The organism is Candidatus Poriferisodalis sp. (assembly GCF_965204125.1).
Classification (GTDB): Bacteria; Actinomycetota; Acidimicrobiia; order Acidimicrobiales; family Poriferisodalaceae; genus Poriferisodalis.
Genome location: NZ_OZ241968.1, coordinates 3,224,534 through 3,241,653 on the forward strand (window position 1 = coordinate 3,224,534; position 17,120 = coordinate 3,241,653).

Genomic DNA, 17,120 nt, shown 5'->3' on the forward strand with positions numbered 1-17,120 from the left:
GGGGCAGGAGGGGTGCCGTGTGGGAGATCACTGAGCCCGATCTCGCACCGATCGCCCTGGGGGCTGCGGTGCTGGGCACCGGCGGCGGTGGGAACCCGTATCTCGGGCGGCTGCGGGTGCTGCAGGTGATGCGCAACGGCGGCCGGGTGCGGGTCATCGAGCCCGACGAGATCGCCGATGACGACCTGCTGGTGGCCGTCGGCGGCATGGGTTCGCCGATGGTGAGCCACGAGAAGCTGGCCGGCGGCGACGAGGAGACCGTGGCAGCCCGAGCGCTCGAAGGCCATCTGGGCCGGAAGTTCGACGCGATCGCACCGTTCGAGATGGGCGGCAGCAACTCGATGGTGCCGATGGTGGTCGCCGCCGCGATGGACATCCCCATCGTGAACGGCGACGGCATGGGCCGGGCCTTCCCTGAACTGCAGATGATCACCTACCTCATCTACGGCGGCAGCCCCTATCCCGCTGCCATTGCCGATGAGCGAGGCAACCAGGTGATCATCTCTGACGTCCTCGACGCAAAATGGCTCGAGCGCATCGCCCGGGCTGCGACGGTCGAGATGGGCGCGCACACTGGGCTGGCGTCCGCGGTGATGGACGGTGCCTACTGCCGCCGCTCGATCATTTCCCAGACGCTGCGGCTCGCCAGCGAAATCGGCCATGCCGTACACCGTGCGCGCGATGTCAAGGACGATCCCTCTGAAGCGATCCTGGGTGTCGCAGGCGGGATGCGGTACCTGCGCGGCAAGGTGACCGACGTGCACCGGCGCAACGCGGCCGGGTTTGCGCGCGGCCAGATGACCGTGGCCGGCATCGGCGACGATGCCGGGCGCACCATCCGCATCGACTTCCAGAACGAGAACCTCGCCATCTACGAAGACGACGTGCCCCAGGTGATGGTGCCCGACCTCATCACGCTGGTCACCACCGACACCGGCGAGCCGATCACCACCGAACTGCTGCGATTCGGCGTGCGTGCCGACGTGCTGGTGCTACCCGCGCCGGAGCTACTGCGCACCCCCGAAGCACTGGCGGTCGTAGGCCCGCACGCGTTCGGCATCGACGCCGAGTACGTACCTGCGGTCTGACTGCTGATCTACGGACGCGTGAGGGGCAGCACTTCGCTCGCGGTGAGGTCGATGATCTCCGAGAGCCGGTCGGTCGCGATGGGAGCCAGCGCTACCGAGTCGGCACCCCCGGCCAGCAGCGCCCGGATCTTGTCGGCGCACTCCGCCGGGGTACCCGCCACGGTCAGGTCGGCGACCCACTGGTCGGGCATGCCGTCTCGCACGGCCTCGTAGCCACCCTGCTCGATCAGCACCTGTAGCTCGTCGGAGATCCCGTACACGTCGGTGAGGGCATTGGGGCCGTGCTGGCGGTAGAAGGCCAGCGATGCCCGTGCCGAGTCACGAGCTGCCTGGCCGTCGTCGTCCACGGCGTACAGCGCGAACACAGTGATCGGGTGAGGATCGGTGCGGCCGGCGATCTCGCGACCCTCGTCGATGCGCTCGGCGGCCCACTCCACGTAGCGCAGGCTCGAGCACACCGACAGGATCGTGCCATCGGCGATCTCGCCGCCCAGCCGCAGCATGTTCGGCCCTGACACGCCGAGGCGGACAGGCATCGGCGGTCCCGTCTCGGGAAAGGTGAGCTTGACGTTGTCGAAGTCGAACACGCCGCCGTGCCGGTCCAGCGTGTCGCCGCCGAGCAGCGACTTGACCGCCGTCACGCACTCCCGGACAGCCTGCAGCGGCGAACGGGGATGCAGGCCCATCTGGCGTACCCATGCCGGCACTCCCAGGCCCACACCTGCGATCAGCCGCCCGGGCGACGAGCGGCTCAGCGTGGCCAGCTCCATCGCCAGCACCGAGGGATGGCGGGCCACCGCCGACACCACGCCCAGGCCCACGGTGATCTCGCTCGTGGCCCCGAGCACCACGGAGGCACCGGAGATGCCGCCCGTGAAGAAATAGTCCTCCGCAAGCCAGATCTCATCGAAGCCGCTGTCCTCGGCCTGCGTGGCAGCCCCAGCGATGTCCTCAGGGGCGATCGCGCTGCCGAGGATGAGGCCGATCTTGCCCTGCGTGCTCATGTGCCAACTCCCCCGCCGGATACGCCATTGCCAGTGGCAAGGTCACCGACTGCCTTCACGCGGATCCGTATGGCGTTCGACGGCAGGTATGTGAGGGGGATCTCATCGATGTCGGTGATCTCGACGGTGGCCGCGTCAGCGCCCGCGTCGACCGCGCGCTGGGACGTGACCGAACGGGCCTCGGCCATTGCCTCGTCGCGGGTCATCGACGCCATCGAGTACACCCGGTCGGTCTCGGCGCCAACCTGGGCGATGGCTGCGCCGATCGCGCTGGCAACCGAGAAATAGTCGGGTCGTATCGTCTCCGACGCTCCCGCCAAGCCGTCACGCACCAGCACTCCCCCGCCCCCGACCACCACGACCGGTACCGGGTCGGCAGACGTCTTCATCTGCTCGACTGCGGTGGCCAGCATGTCCTGCATGCATTCGACCGCATTGCCCACCAGCCCAGCGTCCACGTCGCTGACCGTCGATCGGTCGCCGATGTCGGCCATACCGGCAGCAGCGGCGATGTCCGTTGCGGTCAGCTCGCCGCCGCCGAACACCAGCGCCCGGTCGGTGAGCTCGTAGCCGACGCTGTCGGGTCCCACTGTCACGTCGCCGCCATCTCCGTCGGCGCCATTGCCGGAGCGCACCAGACTCCCGCCGCCGAGTCCCAGCGAGAGCACGTCGGGCATCCGGAAGTTCGTGCGCACTCCCGCGACCGAGACCGCCGTCGAGGCCTCTCGGGGGAAGCCGTGCACCAGCACGCCCACATCAGACGTCGTGCCCCCCACGTCGATGACCACCCCGTCCCGGATGCCGCTCAGGAATGCCGCTCCCCGCATCGAGTTGGTGGGGCCCGAGGCGAATGTGGCCACCGGGTAGCGGCGAGCAAAGTCGGCGCTCATCAGGGTGCCGTCGTTCTGGCTGACGTGCAGCGGGCAGTCGAGGCCAAGCTCGACCAGCGCCCCGATCAGCCCGGACACGGTGCGCTCGGCGAGCGGTCGCAGGCACGCATTCACGACCGCAGCGTTCTCACGCTCGAGGAGCCCCAGCCGGCCGATCTCACTGGACAGGCTGATGTCGAGTTCCGGTGCCTCGCCGGCCAGGACATCACGGGCCTCGGCTTCGAAGCTGTCGTCGACGGGCGAGAAGACCGAGGCCACCGCCACCGAGCTCACGCCCTTCGAGACGATGTCCTGCGCCGCTGCTCGCAGCTCGTCGTGATCGATAGGGCTGATCAGCCGCCCGTCGAACTCATGGCCGCCGTGGCAGAGATAGACGTGGTCGCCGAGCACGGCCCGCAGCCGCTCGGGCCAATCGATGAACGGCGGCAGTCCCCGCGTGGCAGGGAGCCCGAGTCGCACGACGGCGGTGGGCACCAGGCGACGACCCTCCACCAGGGCGTTGGTGAAGTGCGTCGTGCCGATCATGACCGCACCGATCGCGTCGGGCGACGCGCCGCAGTCGTCGAGCACAGCCCGGACAGCGGTCACGATGCCGTCGGTCACGTCCGGCGTCGTGACCGCCTTGGACCACCCCACGACCTCGCTGCCGGACATGGCGACCGCGTCGGTGTTGGTGCCACCCACGTCCACGCCGATGCGCAACATCGCTGGCGCTGCCGGTTCCGGTGAGCTCACGACGCCCGTTCCAAAGCTTCCAGCACGGCTTCGGGCGTGATCGGCAGCGTGTCAAACGGCACGCCGATGGCATCGGAAACTGCATTCGCGACAGCCGCCGCCACCGGGACGATCGGGGGCTCGGCAGCGCCTTTCGCGCCGTACGGTCCCGCTGGGTCGGCATGCTCCATCACGATCATCTCCACCTTCGGGACATCTTCGGCGAGCGGCAGGCCGTGCTCCTTGAACGTGCGCTGGACATAGCGACCGTGATCGAGATCAACACGCTCGCTCAACGCGAAGCCCAAGCCCTGAGCGACGCCGCCCTGGATCTGCCCTGCGATGGCGTCGGGGTGAATGGCCCGGCCGACTTCCTGGCACACGACGTAGCGGTCGACGGTGACCCGGCCGGTGACCACGTCGACGCTCACCTCGGCCTGGTGCAGGTGGTAGGTGGGCGTCGGCCATCCCTTGATCAGCATGCCGGTGGCGCACGCCGGGTCGTGCGGAGGCGTCGGCGTGACATACGAAGCGCCCGCAGTGATTGGCCCGTCAGACCAGGTGGCCGCTTGTGCGACCGCACCTAGCGTCAGGTTCGCCGCAGGCACGCCCGCAACCGCCACGACACCGTCGTCGATCGTCAAGTCTTCGGGGGCCGCTTCCAGCATCTGGCTCGCCCGGTCCAGCACTTGGCGACGAACCTCGGCTGAAGCATCAGCGATGGCCCGGCCGACGACGTGGGTGGTGCGGCTGCCCTGCGAACCGGCGTCGTAGCCGGTGGCGTCCGTGTCGGGCATGGTGATCGTCACAGCGTCAGCAGCAAGACCGAGCGTCTCGGCCGCGATCTGCCGCAAACCAGTGGCCACGGCGCCCGAGCCGTTCTCGGTCGCCGAAGTGATCACCGTGGCGGTGCCGTCCTCGTTGAGCTTCACCGTGGCGTGGCCGGGCATCGGATTGGTCAGCCACACCGCCGCCGCCTGCCCGACGCCTCGCAGCGCGCCTGTGCCCGCGCCCTGCCAGGGCGCTAGCTCATCGACTCGGTCGAAGGCTTCTCGCAGGATCGAGATCTCTTCGAGCGGCTGGCCGTTGCGCATCAGATCGCCGTCACGGGCTAGCGATGCCAACCGGAACTCCCGGCGATCCCGATCCAAGGCGTCGGCAACGGCGTCTATGTGCCGCTCGTTGGCGAACACCAGCCACGGCCCATTCACCCCCCGGTAGGCACCGGTCGGAGCGGTGTTCGTGTAGACGTTGCGGGTGCGGATGCGCGCAGTGCCCACCCTGTAGATCGAGCCGAAGACGAACATCGGGATGGCCGATAGCGCCGGGCCGTTGTTGGCGTAGGCACCGCTGTCAGAGACGATCTCGACGTCGGTGGCCAGGATCGTGCCGTCGCCGCTCACCGCAGAGCGGATTGAGACCAGCGCATTGGCCCGGCAAGGTGCCACGAGGCGCTCTTCGAGTGCGGCGTGCTGCATGCGCACCGGACGCCGGTAGCGGCGAGCCAGCAGCGCGGCAAAGGCCTCAAGGCTGACATCAAGCTTGGCGCCGAAGCCTCCGCCGATGTGATGGCCGACCACGCGCACTGCCGAAGGCGCCACGCCCAGCATCTGGGCGACACGGTCTCTCAGCCGGAACGGGTACTGGTGGGACACCTCGATGACGTAGCGGCCCGACTCGTAGGTCGCGAGCGCCATCTTGGGCTCCAGATGCGCCTGGTACTGCCGGGGCGTGCGGTACGTGCCCTCCACGACGAGGTCGGCGGCCGCGAACGCCTCGTCCAGGTCTCCCGGGTCGTGGACCACTTCGGCTACCACGTTGCCGTCACGCCCAATGTCAGCGCCGCCAGTCACGGCAAAGCGGTTCCAATCGGGGTGGACCAGCCGCACACCCGGCGCCAGTGCCTGTTCGGGCGTCGATACGGGCTCGGTCGGTTCGATGTCGATGTCAACCGCCTGAGCGCCCGCGTCGGCCGCGGCGCGGTTGTCCGCCACCACGATCGCCACCGGTTCGCCTTCGTAAGCCACATAGTCGGCCGCCAGGAAGGGAATGTCGTTCACGATGACACCGGTGCGCCCATCGGGAACATCGGCAGCTGTCAGCACATCCAGCACGCCGTCGACCTTGAGTGCCGGTCCCGAGTCGATCGAGCGGATGCGGCCCGCCGCAACCGGAGACCTCGAGATCGACGCCCACAGCATCCCCGGCCTTGCAACGTCGGCACCGAAGACCGCCTCGCCACGAAGCTTCGCGTCGGCATCGCTCCGGGCGGGATTGGACCCGAGCAGACTCACGATGTTGCCGCCCGGATCATCAACTGGGCGGCGTCGAGCGCCGCTTCCACTATCTGCTGGTACCCGGTGCAGCGGCAGATGGTGCCTGCGAGTGCTCGGCGGACATCGGCCTCGGAAGGGTCCGGAGTGTCCTCCAGCAAGGCTGTCAGCACCATCAGCACGCCAGGCGTGCAATAGCCGCACTGGACGGCGGCATGGTTGACGAAGGCTTGCTGCAATGCAGTGAGCTCCCCTGTCCCGGCGAGCCCTTCGACCGTGAGAACCGTCCGGCCGTTCGTCGAACCGGCGGCCAATATGCACGAAGCCACCGGAGCGCCGTCCATCAGCACGGTGCAGGCACCGCATTCGCCCTCACAGCATGCTTCCTTCGGTCCGAGGAGCGAGAGGCGCTCCCGCAGCATGCTGAGCAGAGTCTCCCCCGCACCTACGTCGAGTTGGTGGCGCCGCTCATTCACGATGAGCCGGATCGAGACGGATTGCTCGCCCGCGGCGCCAGGCATCAGCTTCCCACCCCGGAGATCCCTGCGACACATCGCTCCGCCAACCGGCTCAGCTGTCTGGGGAGCACCCGCCGCCTGTACTCAGCCGCTCCTGCCCGTTCGGGCGCTGCGGCACTCGCGAGCTCTGTGCCGGCGTCGGTGCAATCGAGACGACCGTCGACAAGCTGGGTGCCCACGACTGCAGCTTCTGCGCTCGGCACTCTGTGCGGCGGCCGGGTTCCGCCGCACACAGCGATTCGAGCATCGTTGACGACGCCGGTCGGCGTCACCGACAGCCGGAGCGCCAAGCCCACCACCGCAAGGTCCATGGCACTGCGGCGGCCCACCTTCACGTATCCCTCGGCGCTGCGCTCTCCGAGCGGCTCCAACTCGATGGCGCGCAGCAGTTCCGTCGGCCGCAGTGCCGTAGCACCTGGTGCCTCCAGGAACTCGCCGAGGCTCATGCGTCGCCGGCCCGATTTCGACACCAGCGTCAGCTGAGCGTCGGCAACCAGCAACGCTGGCAGCGTGTCGGCCCACGGTGCCGCGGTGCACACGTTGCCGCCCACCGTGGCGACCGTCTGGGTCTGCCACGCCCCGACGGCCGCCGCCGCTTGCGCCAGTGCAGGGTGCTGCATCTGAACGTGCGACGCCGTGGCGAGCCTGCGCAACGTGACCAACGCACCCACGCTGGTCGCCCCGCCGACCTCGGAGATGCCCTGCAGGCTGTCGATTCCGCTGATGTCGATCAGCGCAGCCGGTGACAGCTCGCCTCGCAGGTGCTGCGGCATCACGTCGGTTCCACCCGCCAGAATCCGGCCTTCGGTGCCCCAGCGGCTCAGCTCGTCGACCGCCTCGGCGACACTGCGGACCCTGCAGAACCTCACTGGCCGACGCGCTCCCGTGCTGCCCCGGGTGACTCGGCCTCCTGCGACGCTGCAATGCCGGCTTCACGATCCAGCGGGAACGGTGCCATCCCGTCCGGGCCGGGTGGGGCCATCTCGGGCAGGAACATCGCGAAGCCCGATTCGTCTCGCGGCTTGCGCTCAAGATTCAAGCCTCTTGTGTTCGCGCCCTTCGGCGGCTCCACGGGCGTGTCCTCGAGCACCTCGATGTCCACCCACCACTTCTTCGCCGGGTTGATCTCGCCGCGGCCCAGCTTGTCGTCGAGCCGGGCGATCCACGAGCGGGCGAACGGCAACTTCATCGCCGCCCACTGGAACGGGCGCTCGGCCAGCACTCCTTCGACGTTGTACGGGCACGTCTTCATGCAGCGCCCGCAGGCCGAGCCACGCATGTTGGTGATCCGGTAACGGGCGCAACGGTCGACGTCGGGCTTCCACATCTCGTACCCGTTGAACATCACCTTGTCGCCGAAGCGGATGGCCCCCACCGGGCACTCGCGGGCGCACTTGGTGCACTTGGTGCAGAAGTCCTGCAGCCCGAAGTCGATCGGCCGATCCGGCGTGAGTGGCATGTCGGTGGTGATGGCGCCCGACTTGAACCGCGGCCCCACGAATGGGTTCAGCACCAGCTCGCCGATGCGTGACAGCTCCCCGATGCCGGCCGACAGCAGCAGCGGTATGTGGTTGATCTCGTCGTCGGCGGCGGTATGCGCCTGCGCGTCGTAGCCGAGCCGGCGGATCTGCGCGGCGATCGCATTGGCGATGATCGACGCCCGCAGGTAGGCCCGCATCGACTGCGCGCCGCTGATCCAGTCGTCGCCCGAGGCGCCTTCCATGGTTTCGAAGCCCTGATCGAGCACGAACACGATGGCGTTGCGGTGCAGCTTCTCGATGGGCGAGCCGTCGGGACGGTGGGAGTACCAGGCATATTCGGGCGCCTCGCACACGCCGGTCATGTCCGCGCCGATGAAATGACCCAGCGCTTTGACCGCGTCGGCGTTCACTGCCGGGTCGTCCGCACCCGGGCCGACCTCGGGGGCAGCCTCGCCCCGCTGCAGCGGAACCAACCGCCGCAACATCTCTTGCGAGGCGATGCCATGCGGCGCCTTGCGGATGAAGCGAGCCACCTCCTTGCGCGGGCGAGGGCCCAGGTCGCCGGCGCCGGCCCGCACGAAGAAGTTGTGCCGCGCCGCAGGTCGCGTGACCTCTTCGGGTATGACCAGCGTCGTCGGCTCGTCGACCCGCTTCACCTTCTCCATCGGGTAGCGGCCGAGGTGCCACGGCCGGTGCCGCCCGTCCAGACGGCTCCACCCCGGCCGGGTGCCACCCCAGCCCAGCCAGTGCCGGAGGGAGATGCGCAGGTTCTGCACCACATTGCGCGGCGCGAGCGGGCCGTCGGGAGTGAGTTCCAGATTCGTCGTGACCACCGCAAGGGCAAACCCCCGCTTCAGGAAGGGATGTCCCAGCCCGCGACGCCCGGCCTCGAGCACCCCGGCTTCGACGCCGACCCGGAAGCGGTCCACATCGGAAGCCGTCGCGGTGTGTGCGGTGGCCGCATAGCCGAGCGTGCCGAGATACCGGGTGAGCACGGTGGCGATCTCGGTGGCACGCAGGTCGGCGTTGTCCTGTTCAGAGCCGCTGATCCACTCGTATCCCGGCTCTCCGGGCCGGATGGACCGCCCCAGCCTCACCACGATGGCAATGGCACTGCGGTGCCCCTCGATCGGCTCGGTGGTCCAGCACTGCCGCGACGGCACGCAGATGCCCGCAAGGTCGGCATCGAGGAAGAAGCAATACCCGCGCATGTTGTCCACCGCAGCTTGTGCACTCGGCATCGGTGCCGGCGCCGCCAGCACATCTGCTGTCCGGCATGCTGTGAAGACGTCAACGATGTCGCCGAGAACGCCAGCCACGCCCCACTCTCCCGGTGAGGCTGGTGCGGGCGGCGGGTCGGGCATTTCCTTCCTCACGTCGAACGCCCCGGGCGAGAGCCGGGGCAGCAGCTCGGTAGGCAGCGGACCCGCCGCTGCGGCTCGCTTGCGGTGTGAGAACAGGCGCATGCGGCAGCCATCCCTCAGTCAGGCGCGCCCGCACTGGAGCACTCAAAGGCTCCGGCGCTTGCGGCTCGGCTGCGTGTCAGTCATGCCGCCGACACTCGCTCCGCGTCGCGCAGTGCTCAGTCGGCGGCGACCGGCGGCGTGGTCTCGCTCATCCGGTCCCACACCACCTGATCGGACAGGCTCATCACCATGTCGTAGTGGTCTTCGGGCATCAGCCGCGGCATGCCGGTATCCCCCGACGGCTGAGGCACGGGCTCGACCGGGCGGCTGTATTCCACCGGGTACTTCAACTGCTCCAGTTCAGCCGCAGAGATCCCGCACAGGTCCTGGACTTCAGGGTCCACCCACTGCTCGACGGGGATGGCCGACCCGCAGGCCACCTCGAGCGCCAGTCCCTCTGGACCCGCGAAATAGATCGACTGGATGAAGCCGTGGTCGATCGGGCCGAACACCTGCACACCCCGGTCGCGGATGCGGTCTCGCAGCGCCATCAGATCCTCGAAGGTGTCCACGTTGAACGCCACGTGCTGCATCGTGCCGGCAGTCACCGGCTCGCCCGGGCCGCCGGCGTGGGTGACACCGAGCTCGATGTTCTTGGCGTTGTCCGGGTGCTGGACGAAGGCCACGTAGCTGTCGGGCGCCAGCTCCACGAAGCCGTGGTAGGTGCCGTCTACACCGTGCATCCAGTAGAGCGCCTTGAGCGGAAGCCCCAGCACATCGCACCAGAACTCCAATTGGCCCTTCATGTCGCGGGTGGACAGGGCGAGATGGTTCACACCATTGGGATGCAATGCGGTCATTCGAATGGCTCCCTCTTCGCTTGCGACTATATGCCTCGCCCAGCCCTCACTTCGAACCTGAGTGGGTTCAGAAATCTGGTGGTGCAGCCGTCACGACCCGGGTGAGGAAGGCTGCTCCGCGCCCGCAGCGAGCGCTTCTTTGTGCTGTTCGTAGTTCCCCACCATCTCCAAGAACCGCTCTGGGTTGTAGATGTCCTCTTCGTAGCTCCACAGGCCGTCGCCTGCGTACTTGAGGAGCGAGAAGTTGTACTCGCGATGGTCCGAACCGTCGCCGGGATCGGCCATGCGATTCCAGATCTGGCACACCACCCAGCCCCGCTCCTCATCGATGATGTACCACTCGATCGGGAACTCGACCATCTCGGAGCCCGGCCACTCGCTCATCTGCGACTGGATCCACTCGTAGATGGCCTCCCGTCCGGTCATCGTGCCGAAGAAGTGCTCGACGTAGGTGGCATCCTCGGTGAAGCAGTCGGCCCAGTCGCGCCAGTCACCGGTCTGGCCCGCCTTCTTGCTTGCCGCTTGATAGGTGGCAAGCGCTTCGGTGATCTCGGCACGGCTCCATTGGCTCATCGTTCGTCATCCTCGGTTGCTGGTCGGCGCAGAGCGAAATGTAAGTGAGGGCGCAGTCATGACGTCGCCAGCGGGGCAATCACCTGCTCAGCGAAGAGGTCGAATGAGCGGTCCACCTCGTATGCCGAGAGGTCGCCCCACGCGAACACGCCCACGAAATAGTCCGTGCCGGCTTCTTCGGCGAATTGCTCGCAGTGTTCACGCACGGTCTCGGGCGAACCCACGACTACGGCTTGGAATTGCTTGGCCTTGTCGTAGTCGCCGCCGAGGGTCGGGTCGTTCGGCGGGGTCATCTCGTAGCGCCTGAACAGACGTGTCAAGTGCTCGGTGAACGCAGCCCAGGTACGGCGCCCGATCTCGTCGGCCTCAGCATCGGTGGGTGCCACGATCAGCCGGCGCAGACCGCCGATCATCGGCGCGTGGTACCGGCCGATGCCGTCCGCGCCGAGGAGTTCGTGGTAGCGGGCCGTGCTGGCTGCCACGGCAGCGAGCGGTCCGGCGGCCATGGTGCGCACGCCCATCTCGGCGGCAGTCTCGAGCTGGCCGGGTCGCCACAGCGGCGGGTAGGGCCGCTGGCAGGGCTCGAATTCGATCGGCACATCACGGAACTCGTAGAACTGGCCCTCGAAGCTGAAGTTCCCCGTGGTCTGCATGGCGGCCAGGATCAGCTCCAGCGACTCGTCTGTCTGCGCGACGGCATCGTCAGGGTCCAGACCCCACAGCAGGTGCTCGGGCACGCTGATGCCCTTGCCGAATCCGAACTCCAGCCGTCCTTCGGAGAGCTGGTCGAGCATGCACAGCTCCTCGGCCAGCCGGATCGGGTGGTAGAAGGGCAGCAGGTGCACCAGCGAGCAGATGCGGATGCTGCGGGTGCGCTCGATGGCGGCGGCCAGGAACACGTTGATGCTGGGCGCAGCATCCAGCGGGATCAGGTGGTGCTCAGATTTGTGCCACCCCCACACGCCGGCCTCCTCGGCCCTAGCGAGCAGGTCCAGCCGGTGCCGGTAGAGCTCGTGCCAGGGCACATCGCCCGGCTGCTCCAGCTGATCGAAGATGCCGAACCGCACGGGGCGAGAGTAGTGCTGTGCCGCCAGCGCCATCGGGGACGGCGCGATGCCGACTCAGATGATGGCGCTCTCCACGAAGGGCCGGTTCTCGACGATGCGCCGGTAGCCCAGCGGCGTGAGATCCAGCGTGCGGTACTCGCCGTAGGCAATCCACTCCGACACGGCCCGACCGATGGCTGGTGACTGCTGCATGCCGTGACCCGAGAACCCGTTGGCAAAGATGAAGTTCTCAGTCTCGTGGTGCGGCCCCACCACCACGTTGTGGTCGAGCGTGTTGTAGGCGTAGTGACCGGCCCACTGGCTGGTGACCTTGAGGCGCTCGAAGGCTGGCACGCGATGGGCCAGCACCGGCCACACCTTGTCCTCGAAGATGTCGTGGTCCATGGCGAAGTCGTCGTAGTCGACGGCGGGGTCCGCGTCGGGCGTGCAGCCGCACATGTAGGCATCGCCGTCGCTGCGCATGTGGACACCGGTCGGATCGATGGTCAGCGGCAGGGCGCGATCGAGCGGCTCTGCTGCGTCGAAGATGAACGTGTAGCGCTTGCGCGGCTCCACCGGCAAGGTCGCGCCTGCCATACGGGCCACTTCGACTGCGCGCGGCCCAGCGGCGTTCACCAGGGTTCCGCAGCCGACTTCGCGCCCCGACGCCAGGACTGCTGTGGTCACGCGTCCCGCGGCTGTCGTGAGACTCACGACCTCGTCGGTGATGTAGGTGACGCCGTTCTGGCGCGCCTTGCGACGCCACCAGTCGAACATGGTGCCCGAGTCGAAGTAGCCCTCGTCGGTCAGGCTGTGGCTGCCGCAGATGATGTCGTCGACGTTGTAGAAGGGATAGTCGGCCGTGATCTGGGCCGGGCTCATGATGCGAGTGCCCGAGCCCAGCTCGGCCTGGATCGCCTGGTTTCGGCGCAGCGTGTCTGCGAAGCTCTCATCGGCGGCGAGGTACATGTAGCCGAAGTGGTGGGTGAAGATGTCGGGGATCTCGGGGTCGCCACCGAGGTGTTCCCGGAAGTTGCGCACGAAGTCGGCGCTGAAGCGCGAGATCTGCACGTTCAACGGGTTGGAGAACTGCTGTCGCATGCAGCTGTTCGTGTGCGTGGTGGATGCGGTCGCATAGGTCGGATCCCGCTCCACCACCAGCACCGATCCGTCGAAGCCGTTGCTGGCTGACAGCGCCCAGGCGATCGACGACCCCATCACCGCCCCGCCCACGATCACCACGTCGTATGCATCGCGCATCGATCACCGTCCTGCCGGCGTACCCCGCAAGAAGTCGGGCGGCTCTTGCCTCAGTGGAACGCCCAAGATGATGGCAGGCTCCGCTCCGGCTGCCCGGCGCTGTGAAGGCATGCGCACGAGCGGCCATTTGCTGTCGGGGACAATGGCTCGCGACAACGACGCCGTCTCACGGGGAGGACTGTCATGAGACTGCAAGGCAAGGTGGCCTTGATCACCGGAGCCGGCAGCGGCATCGGGCGTGCCACCGCTCTGCGCTTCGCCGCAGAGGGAGCGCAGATCGTGGCAGTCGACATTGCCGACTCCGTCGCCGACACGGTGGCCGAGGTACAGGCGGCAAGCGGTGACGCCATCGCCGTGCACGCCGATGTCTCAGCCGAATCCGATGTCGCTGCCGCATTCAGCCGTGCCGAAGCGCACTACGGCGGGCTGGACGTGGCATTCAACAATGCGGGCATCATGCTCGACGGCGACACCGACGCTGTGGCCACCGCCGACGACACCATCGACCGCACCTTCGATGTCAACGTCAAGGGCGTCCTGTACGGGTGCAGGTATGCCGTGGAGGCCATGCGGCGACGAGGAGGCGGCTCGATCATCAACACTGCGTCGTTCGTGGCGTCGGTGGGAGCGGCCACGCCGCAGATCGCCTACACCGCATCCAAGGGCGCGGTGCTCTCGCTGACCCGGGAACTGGCGGTGGTGCACGCCCGCGAGAGCATCCGCGTCAACGCGCTCTCTCCCGGCCCGTTGCGCACCGAGCTGCTGATGTCATTCCTGGACACGCCCGAGAAGCGTCAGCGACGCCTGGTGCATATGCCGATGGGCCGCTTCGGCGAAGCGGAGGAGATGGCATCGGCCGCCCTGTTCCTGGCGTCGGACGATGCGTCATATATGACAGGTGCAAACCTGCAGGTCGACGGCGGCCTCACCGCCGCCTACGTCACGCCTGAGTAGCGCGGGGTCGGGCAGCGTCAGGAGGGCAAGCGGCTTCTCGCATCCAGGCACGCCGGCGGCCACCGAGGCAACGAGACAACCAACGTGGCGAAAGTAGTGTCCGGGCCACAGAGCGGCGGAACAGTGGCCGCCGCACGGTCAACAGATCGGGGGCGGGATGCTTGGTCCGTATCGGGTGCTGGATCTGACAGACGAGCGCTGCTGGTTCGCGGGCAACCTGCTGGCCCAGCTCGGCGCCGATGTGGTGATGGTGGAACCTCCGGGCGGTTGGCCACGGGGATACGCGCATGACGCCTACAACCGCGGCAAGCGCTCCGTGGCAGCGGCCGACGCCGATGAGGTGGCCGCTCTGGCAGCCGCCGCGGACGTAGTGCTCCACAACGACGCGATGCCATTCGACGTCGATCTGGATGCGCTGCGAGAGGCCAATGCGCAGCTCATCACGGTGCACATCACACCGTGGGGCGAGACCGGCCCGAAAGTCGGCTGGAGCGCCACGGATCTGACGCTGTTCGCCTCCAGCGGCCAGCTGGCGGTGACCGGCGACAGCGACCGCCCGCCGGTGCGCATCAGCATTCCCCAAGCCTGGCTGCATGCCAGCGCGCAGGCCGCCGTCGCGGCGACCGTGGCGTTGGAGCATCGTGCCCGCAGCGGCCGCGGCCAGCACGTCGATCTGTCGGCGCAGCAGGCCGTCTGCGAGACCGCCCTGTCGGCCATCCTCTACGCCCCGGCGGGCCTCGAAGAGGTGCAGCGGGAAGCGGGCGGGGTGCGCTTCGGCAACCTGATGCTGCGCACGATCTACCCGTGCAAGGACGGTTACATGATCGTCACCGTTGCCTTCGGGCCGATGATCGGGCCGATGGTGCAGCGGTTCCTGTCGTGGATGCACTCCGAGGGCTTCTGCGACGACGACATGCTGAACAAGGATTGGGTGAACTTCGCCCTGCTCTTGCAGAGCGGCGAGGAGAGCATCGGCGTCATCGAGCAACTGATGGAGAACATCGCCGCCTTCTGCTTGACCAAAACCAAGGCCGAGATGATCGAACGCGGCCTGCAGGACTCGCTGCTGGTGTGCCCGGTCAACACCTTGAGTGACGTGCTCGACAGCCCGCAGCTCGCGGCTCGTGACTTCTGGGACCAGGTCGACGGCCTCCGGCTTCCGGGGCGCTTCGTGCTCGCCAAAGGCACCCCGCTTGTGCCGCTCAGTTCGGCTCCCGAGATGGGTGCTCACACTGCTGACGTCACTGCGGCATGGAACAACGCCGCTGCGGACCCGTCGCCGACCGAGACGCTGCCAGCCGATGCACCGTCGGACCGGCCGCTGGCCGGGCTCAAGGTCGCAGACCTCGCCTGGGTGGCGGCAGCCCCGCTCGCCACGAAGATCCTCGCCCACTGGGGCGCCACGGTCGTGCGCGTCGAGACGCAGAACCGGCCCTGTTTGCTGCGGGGCGCATTGGGCCATCGCGATGACGTGCCCGATCAGGAGAATGCCATCGCCTGGCATTCCACCAATGCCAACAAGAAGACGATCTCGCTCGACTTGTCCAAGCCCGAGGCTCGTGAGGTCGTGCGTGATCTGGCCGCCTGGGCAGACGTTGTCGTCGAGTCGTTCACCCCGGGCACGATGGCGGCCTGGGGCTTGGGCTACGACGACCTCCGGGAGCTCAATCCGGATCTCGTGATGGTCTCGAGCTGCGTGATGGGTCAGACAGGACCCTTCCGGGAGTTCGCGGGCTTCGGCAACATGGCGGCATCGATTGCCGGGTTCTTCGACATCACCGGCTGGGGGGACCGTGGGCCGGCCGGCCCGTATCTGGCCTACACCGACTACTGCTCACCGCGCTTCACCGTGTGCGCGCTGCTCGCTGCGCTCGACCACCGCCGCAGAACCGGTGAGGGCCAGCACTTGGACTTCTCCCAGATGGAAGCAGCCGTACACCTGCTGGCGCCTGCGATCGCCGAGATGCAGGCCACCGGGGAAATGCGCAGTCGCCGCGGCAACGCCGACGACGAGATGGTTCCGCACGGCGTGTACCCGACGATGGGCGACGACGAGTGGATCGCCATTGCCGCCGATGGCGACGAATCATGGCGTTCGCTGGCCATCGAGATGCGGCGGGAAGATCTCGCCGATCTCGACAGCGCTGTCCGGCGAGAGCGCCAGGCTGAGCTGGATGAGATCGTGACGGAGTTCACCTCTCGCCAGAACGGCCCTGGCCTCACGCATCGCCTGCAGGCCCATGGCATCGCCGCGCACCACGTGCAGAACTCCGGCGCCTGCCTCAACGACCCGCAGCTCGCCCATCGCGGCCACTTCCAGTGGGCGCCGCACGGCTACGCACGCCGAACCGTCGTCGACGCGATCCCTTACACGCTGTCTGCTGCGCACAATGGCTTCAGTTGGGCGGGCCCCACTTACGGCGAGCATGCGATGGAGATCTTGGAAGACCTGCTCGGCTACGACACCGACCGCATCGCAGAACTGGCCGTGGCCGAGGCGCTCGAATGAACCGCGATCAGCCGTCGCCACGACTGGAGCTGGCCGTCGGCGACATCACGGCGGAACCGGTCGATGCGATCGTGAACGCGGCCAATGAAACCCTGCTGGGAGGGGGCGGCGTCGACGGCGCCATCCACCGCGCCGCCGGACCCAAGCTGCTCGAGCACTGCCGGACGCTCGGCGGCTGCGCGACTGGTCAAGCCAAGGCCACGCCCGGTTTCCGGCTGCCGGCCCGCTGGGTCATACACACAGTCGGGCCGATCTGGCACGGCGGCGGCGTGGGTGAATCCGAGCTGCTGGCCTCGTGCTACCGGGAATCGTTGGCCCGGGCCGACGAGGTGGGTGCCCGTTCCGTCGCTTTTCCGGCAATCTCGACCGGCGTGTACGGCTACCCGATGGCACCTGCCACACAGATCGCCGTCAACACCGTCCGTAGCACGCCGACAGCAGTCGATTTGGTCCGATTCGTCTGTTTCAACGACGAGGCACTGAGCGCCTACGAGGCGGCGCTGGCAGATTGACCGCGGAGTGACATCGCATTCTGCGAGCATTC

Annotated in this window: 14 protein-coding genes; 4 read left to right on the forward strand and 10 right to left on the reverse strand. The window is 67.7% G+C overall.

Going from position 1 to position 17,120, the window contains the following annotated elements; translation table 11 throughout:
• Positions 1 to 17: 17 nt before the first annotated feature.
• Positions 18 to 1,088: a DUF917 domain-containing protein gene (locus ACOGXD_RS14825; RefSeq protein WP_419915790.1), complete on the forward strand. Its 1,071-nt coding sequence runs from the start codon at positions 18 to 20 to the stop codon at positions 1,086 to 1,088.
• An 8-nt stretch (positions 1,089 to 1,096) separates the two neighbouring features.
• On the opposite strand, the gene ACOGXD_RS14830 is transcribed toward ACOGXD_RS14825, so the two are convergent.
• From ACOGXD_RS14830 to ACOGXD_RS14875, 10 genes are all read right to left on the reverse strand, one after another.
• Positions 1,097 to 2,092, reverse strand: coding sequence for an LLM class flavin-dependent oxidoreductase (locus ACOGXD_RS14830; protein ID WP_419915791.1), 996 nt, complete (start codon positions 2,090 to 2,092; stop codon positions 1,097 to 1,099).
• Entirely contained in the window at positions 2,089 to 3,684 is a 1,596-nt protein-coding gene (locus tag ACOGXD_RS14835; RefSeq protein ID WP_419917416.1) for a hydantoinase/oxoprolinase N-terminal domain-containing protein, read from the reverse strand. Before ACOGXD_RS14835 ends, ACOGXD_RS14830 begins: the two co-directional genes overlap by 4 nt.
• A gap of 29 nt (positions 3,685 to 3,713) precedes the next feature.
• Positions 3,714 to 5,990 (reverse strand): xanthine dehydrogenase family protein molybdopterin-binding subunit, encoded by a 2,277-nt coding sequence (locus ACOGXD_RS14840; protein ID WP_419915792.1) that lies wholly within the window; start codon positions 5,988 to 5,990, stop codon positions 3,714 to 3,716.
• On the reverse strand, positions 5,987 to 6,490 hold the full coding sequence (locus ACOGXD_RS14845; RefSeq protein ID WP_419915793.1) for a (2Fe-2S)-binding protein: 504 nt from the start codon (positions 6,488 to 6,490) through the stop codon (positions 5,987 to 5,989). The genes ACOGXD_RS14840 and ACOGXD_RS14845 overlap by 4 nt, the downstream gene beginning before the upstream one ends.
• Positions 6,490 to 7,356 carry an FAD binding domain-containing protein gene (locus ACOGXD_RS14850; protein WP_419915794.1) on the reverse strand — a complete coding sequence of 289 codons (867 nt, stop codon included), beginning with the start codon at positions 7,354 to 7,356 and terminating at the stop codon, positions 6,490 to 6,492. Before ACOGXD_RS14850 ends, ACOGXD_RS14845 begins: the two co-directional genes overlap by 1 nt.
• Positions 7,353 to 9,434 carry a 4Fe-4S dicluster domain-containing protein gene (locus ACOGXD_RS14855; RefSeq protein ID WP_419915795.1) on the reverse strand — a complete coding sequence of 694 codons (2,082 nt, stop codon included), beginning with the start codon at positions 9,432 to 9,434 and terminating at the stop codon, positions 7,353 to 7,355. Before ACOGXD_RS14855 ends, ACOGXD_RS14850 begins: the two co-directional genes overlap by 4 nt.
• A 116-nt stretch (positions 9,435 to 9,550) precedes the next feature.
• Complete coding sequence (locus tag ACOGXD_RS14860) at positions 9,551 to 10,234, reverse strand: VOC family protein (protein ID WP_419915796.1); 684 nt, start codon at positions 10,232 to 10,234, stop codon at positions 9,551 to 9,553.
• Positions 10,235 to 10,324: 90 nt separating this feature from the next.
• Positions 10,325 to 10,807, reverse strand: coding sequence for a nuclear transport factor 2 family protein (locus ACOGXD_RS14865; RefSeq protein WP_419915797.1), 483 nt, complete (start codon positions 10,805 to 10,807; stop codon positions 10,325 to 10,327).
• A gap of 56 nt (positions 10,808 to 10,863) precedes the next feature.
• Positions 10,864 to 11,874, reverse strand: coding sequence for an LLM class flavin-dependent oxidoreductase (locus tag ACOGXD_RS14870; RefSeq protein ID WP_419915798.1), 1,011 nt, complete (start codon positions 11,872 to 11,874; stop codon positions 10,864 to 10,866).
• A gap of 54 nt (positions 11,875 to 11,928) precedes the next feature.
• Positions 11,929 to 13,113, reverse strand: coding sequence for an NAD(P)/FAD-dependent oxidoreductase (locus ACOGXD_RS14875; RefSeq protein ID WP_419915799.1), 1,185 nt, complete (start codon positions 13,111 to 13,113; stop codon positions 11,929 to 11,931).
• 183 nt (positions 13,114 to 13,296) lie between these two features.
• Between ACOGXD_RS14875 and ACOGXD_RS14880 the strand changes: the two genes are divergently transcribed.
• The 3 genes from ACOGXD_RS14880 (at position 13,297) to ACOGXD_RS14890 (ending at position 17,088) form a co-directional block, all read left to right on the forward strand.
• Positions 13,297 to 14,067 (forward strand): glucose 1-dehydrogenase, encoded by a 771-nt coding sequence (locus tag ACOGXD_RS14880; protein WP_419915800.1) that lies wholly within the window; start codon positions 13,297 to 13,299, stop codon positions 14,065 to 14,067.
• Between the two features lie 157 nt (positions 14,068 to 14,224).
• A complete protein-coding gene (locus tag ACOGXD_RS14885; protein WP_419915801.1) occupies positions 14,225 to 16,576 on the forward strand; it encodes a CoA transferase in 2,352 nt (783 codons plus the stop codon).
• Positions 16,573 to 17,088 carry an O-acetyl-ADP-ribose deacetylase gene (locus ACOGXD_RS14890; protein WP_419915802.1) on the forward strand — a complete coding sequence of 172 codons (516 nt, stop codon included), beginning with the start codon at positions 16,573 to 16,575 and terminating at the stop codon, positions 17,086 to 17,088. Before ACOGXD_RS14885 ends, ACOGXD_RS14890 begins: the two co-directional genes overlap by 4 nt.
• The last annotated feature ends 32 nt before the right edge of the window (positions 17,089 to 17,120 follow it).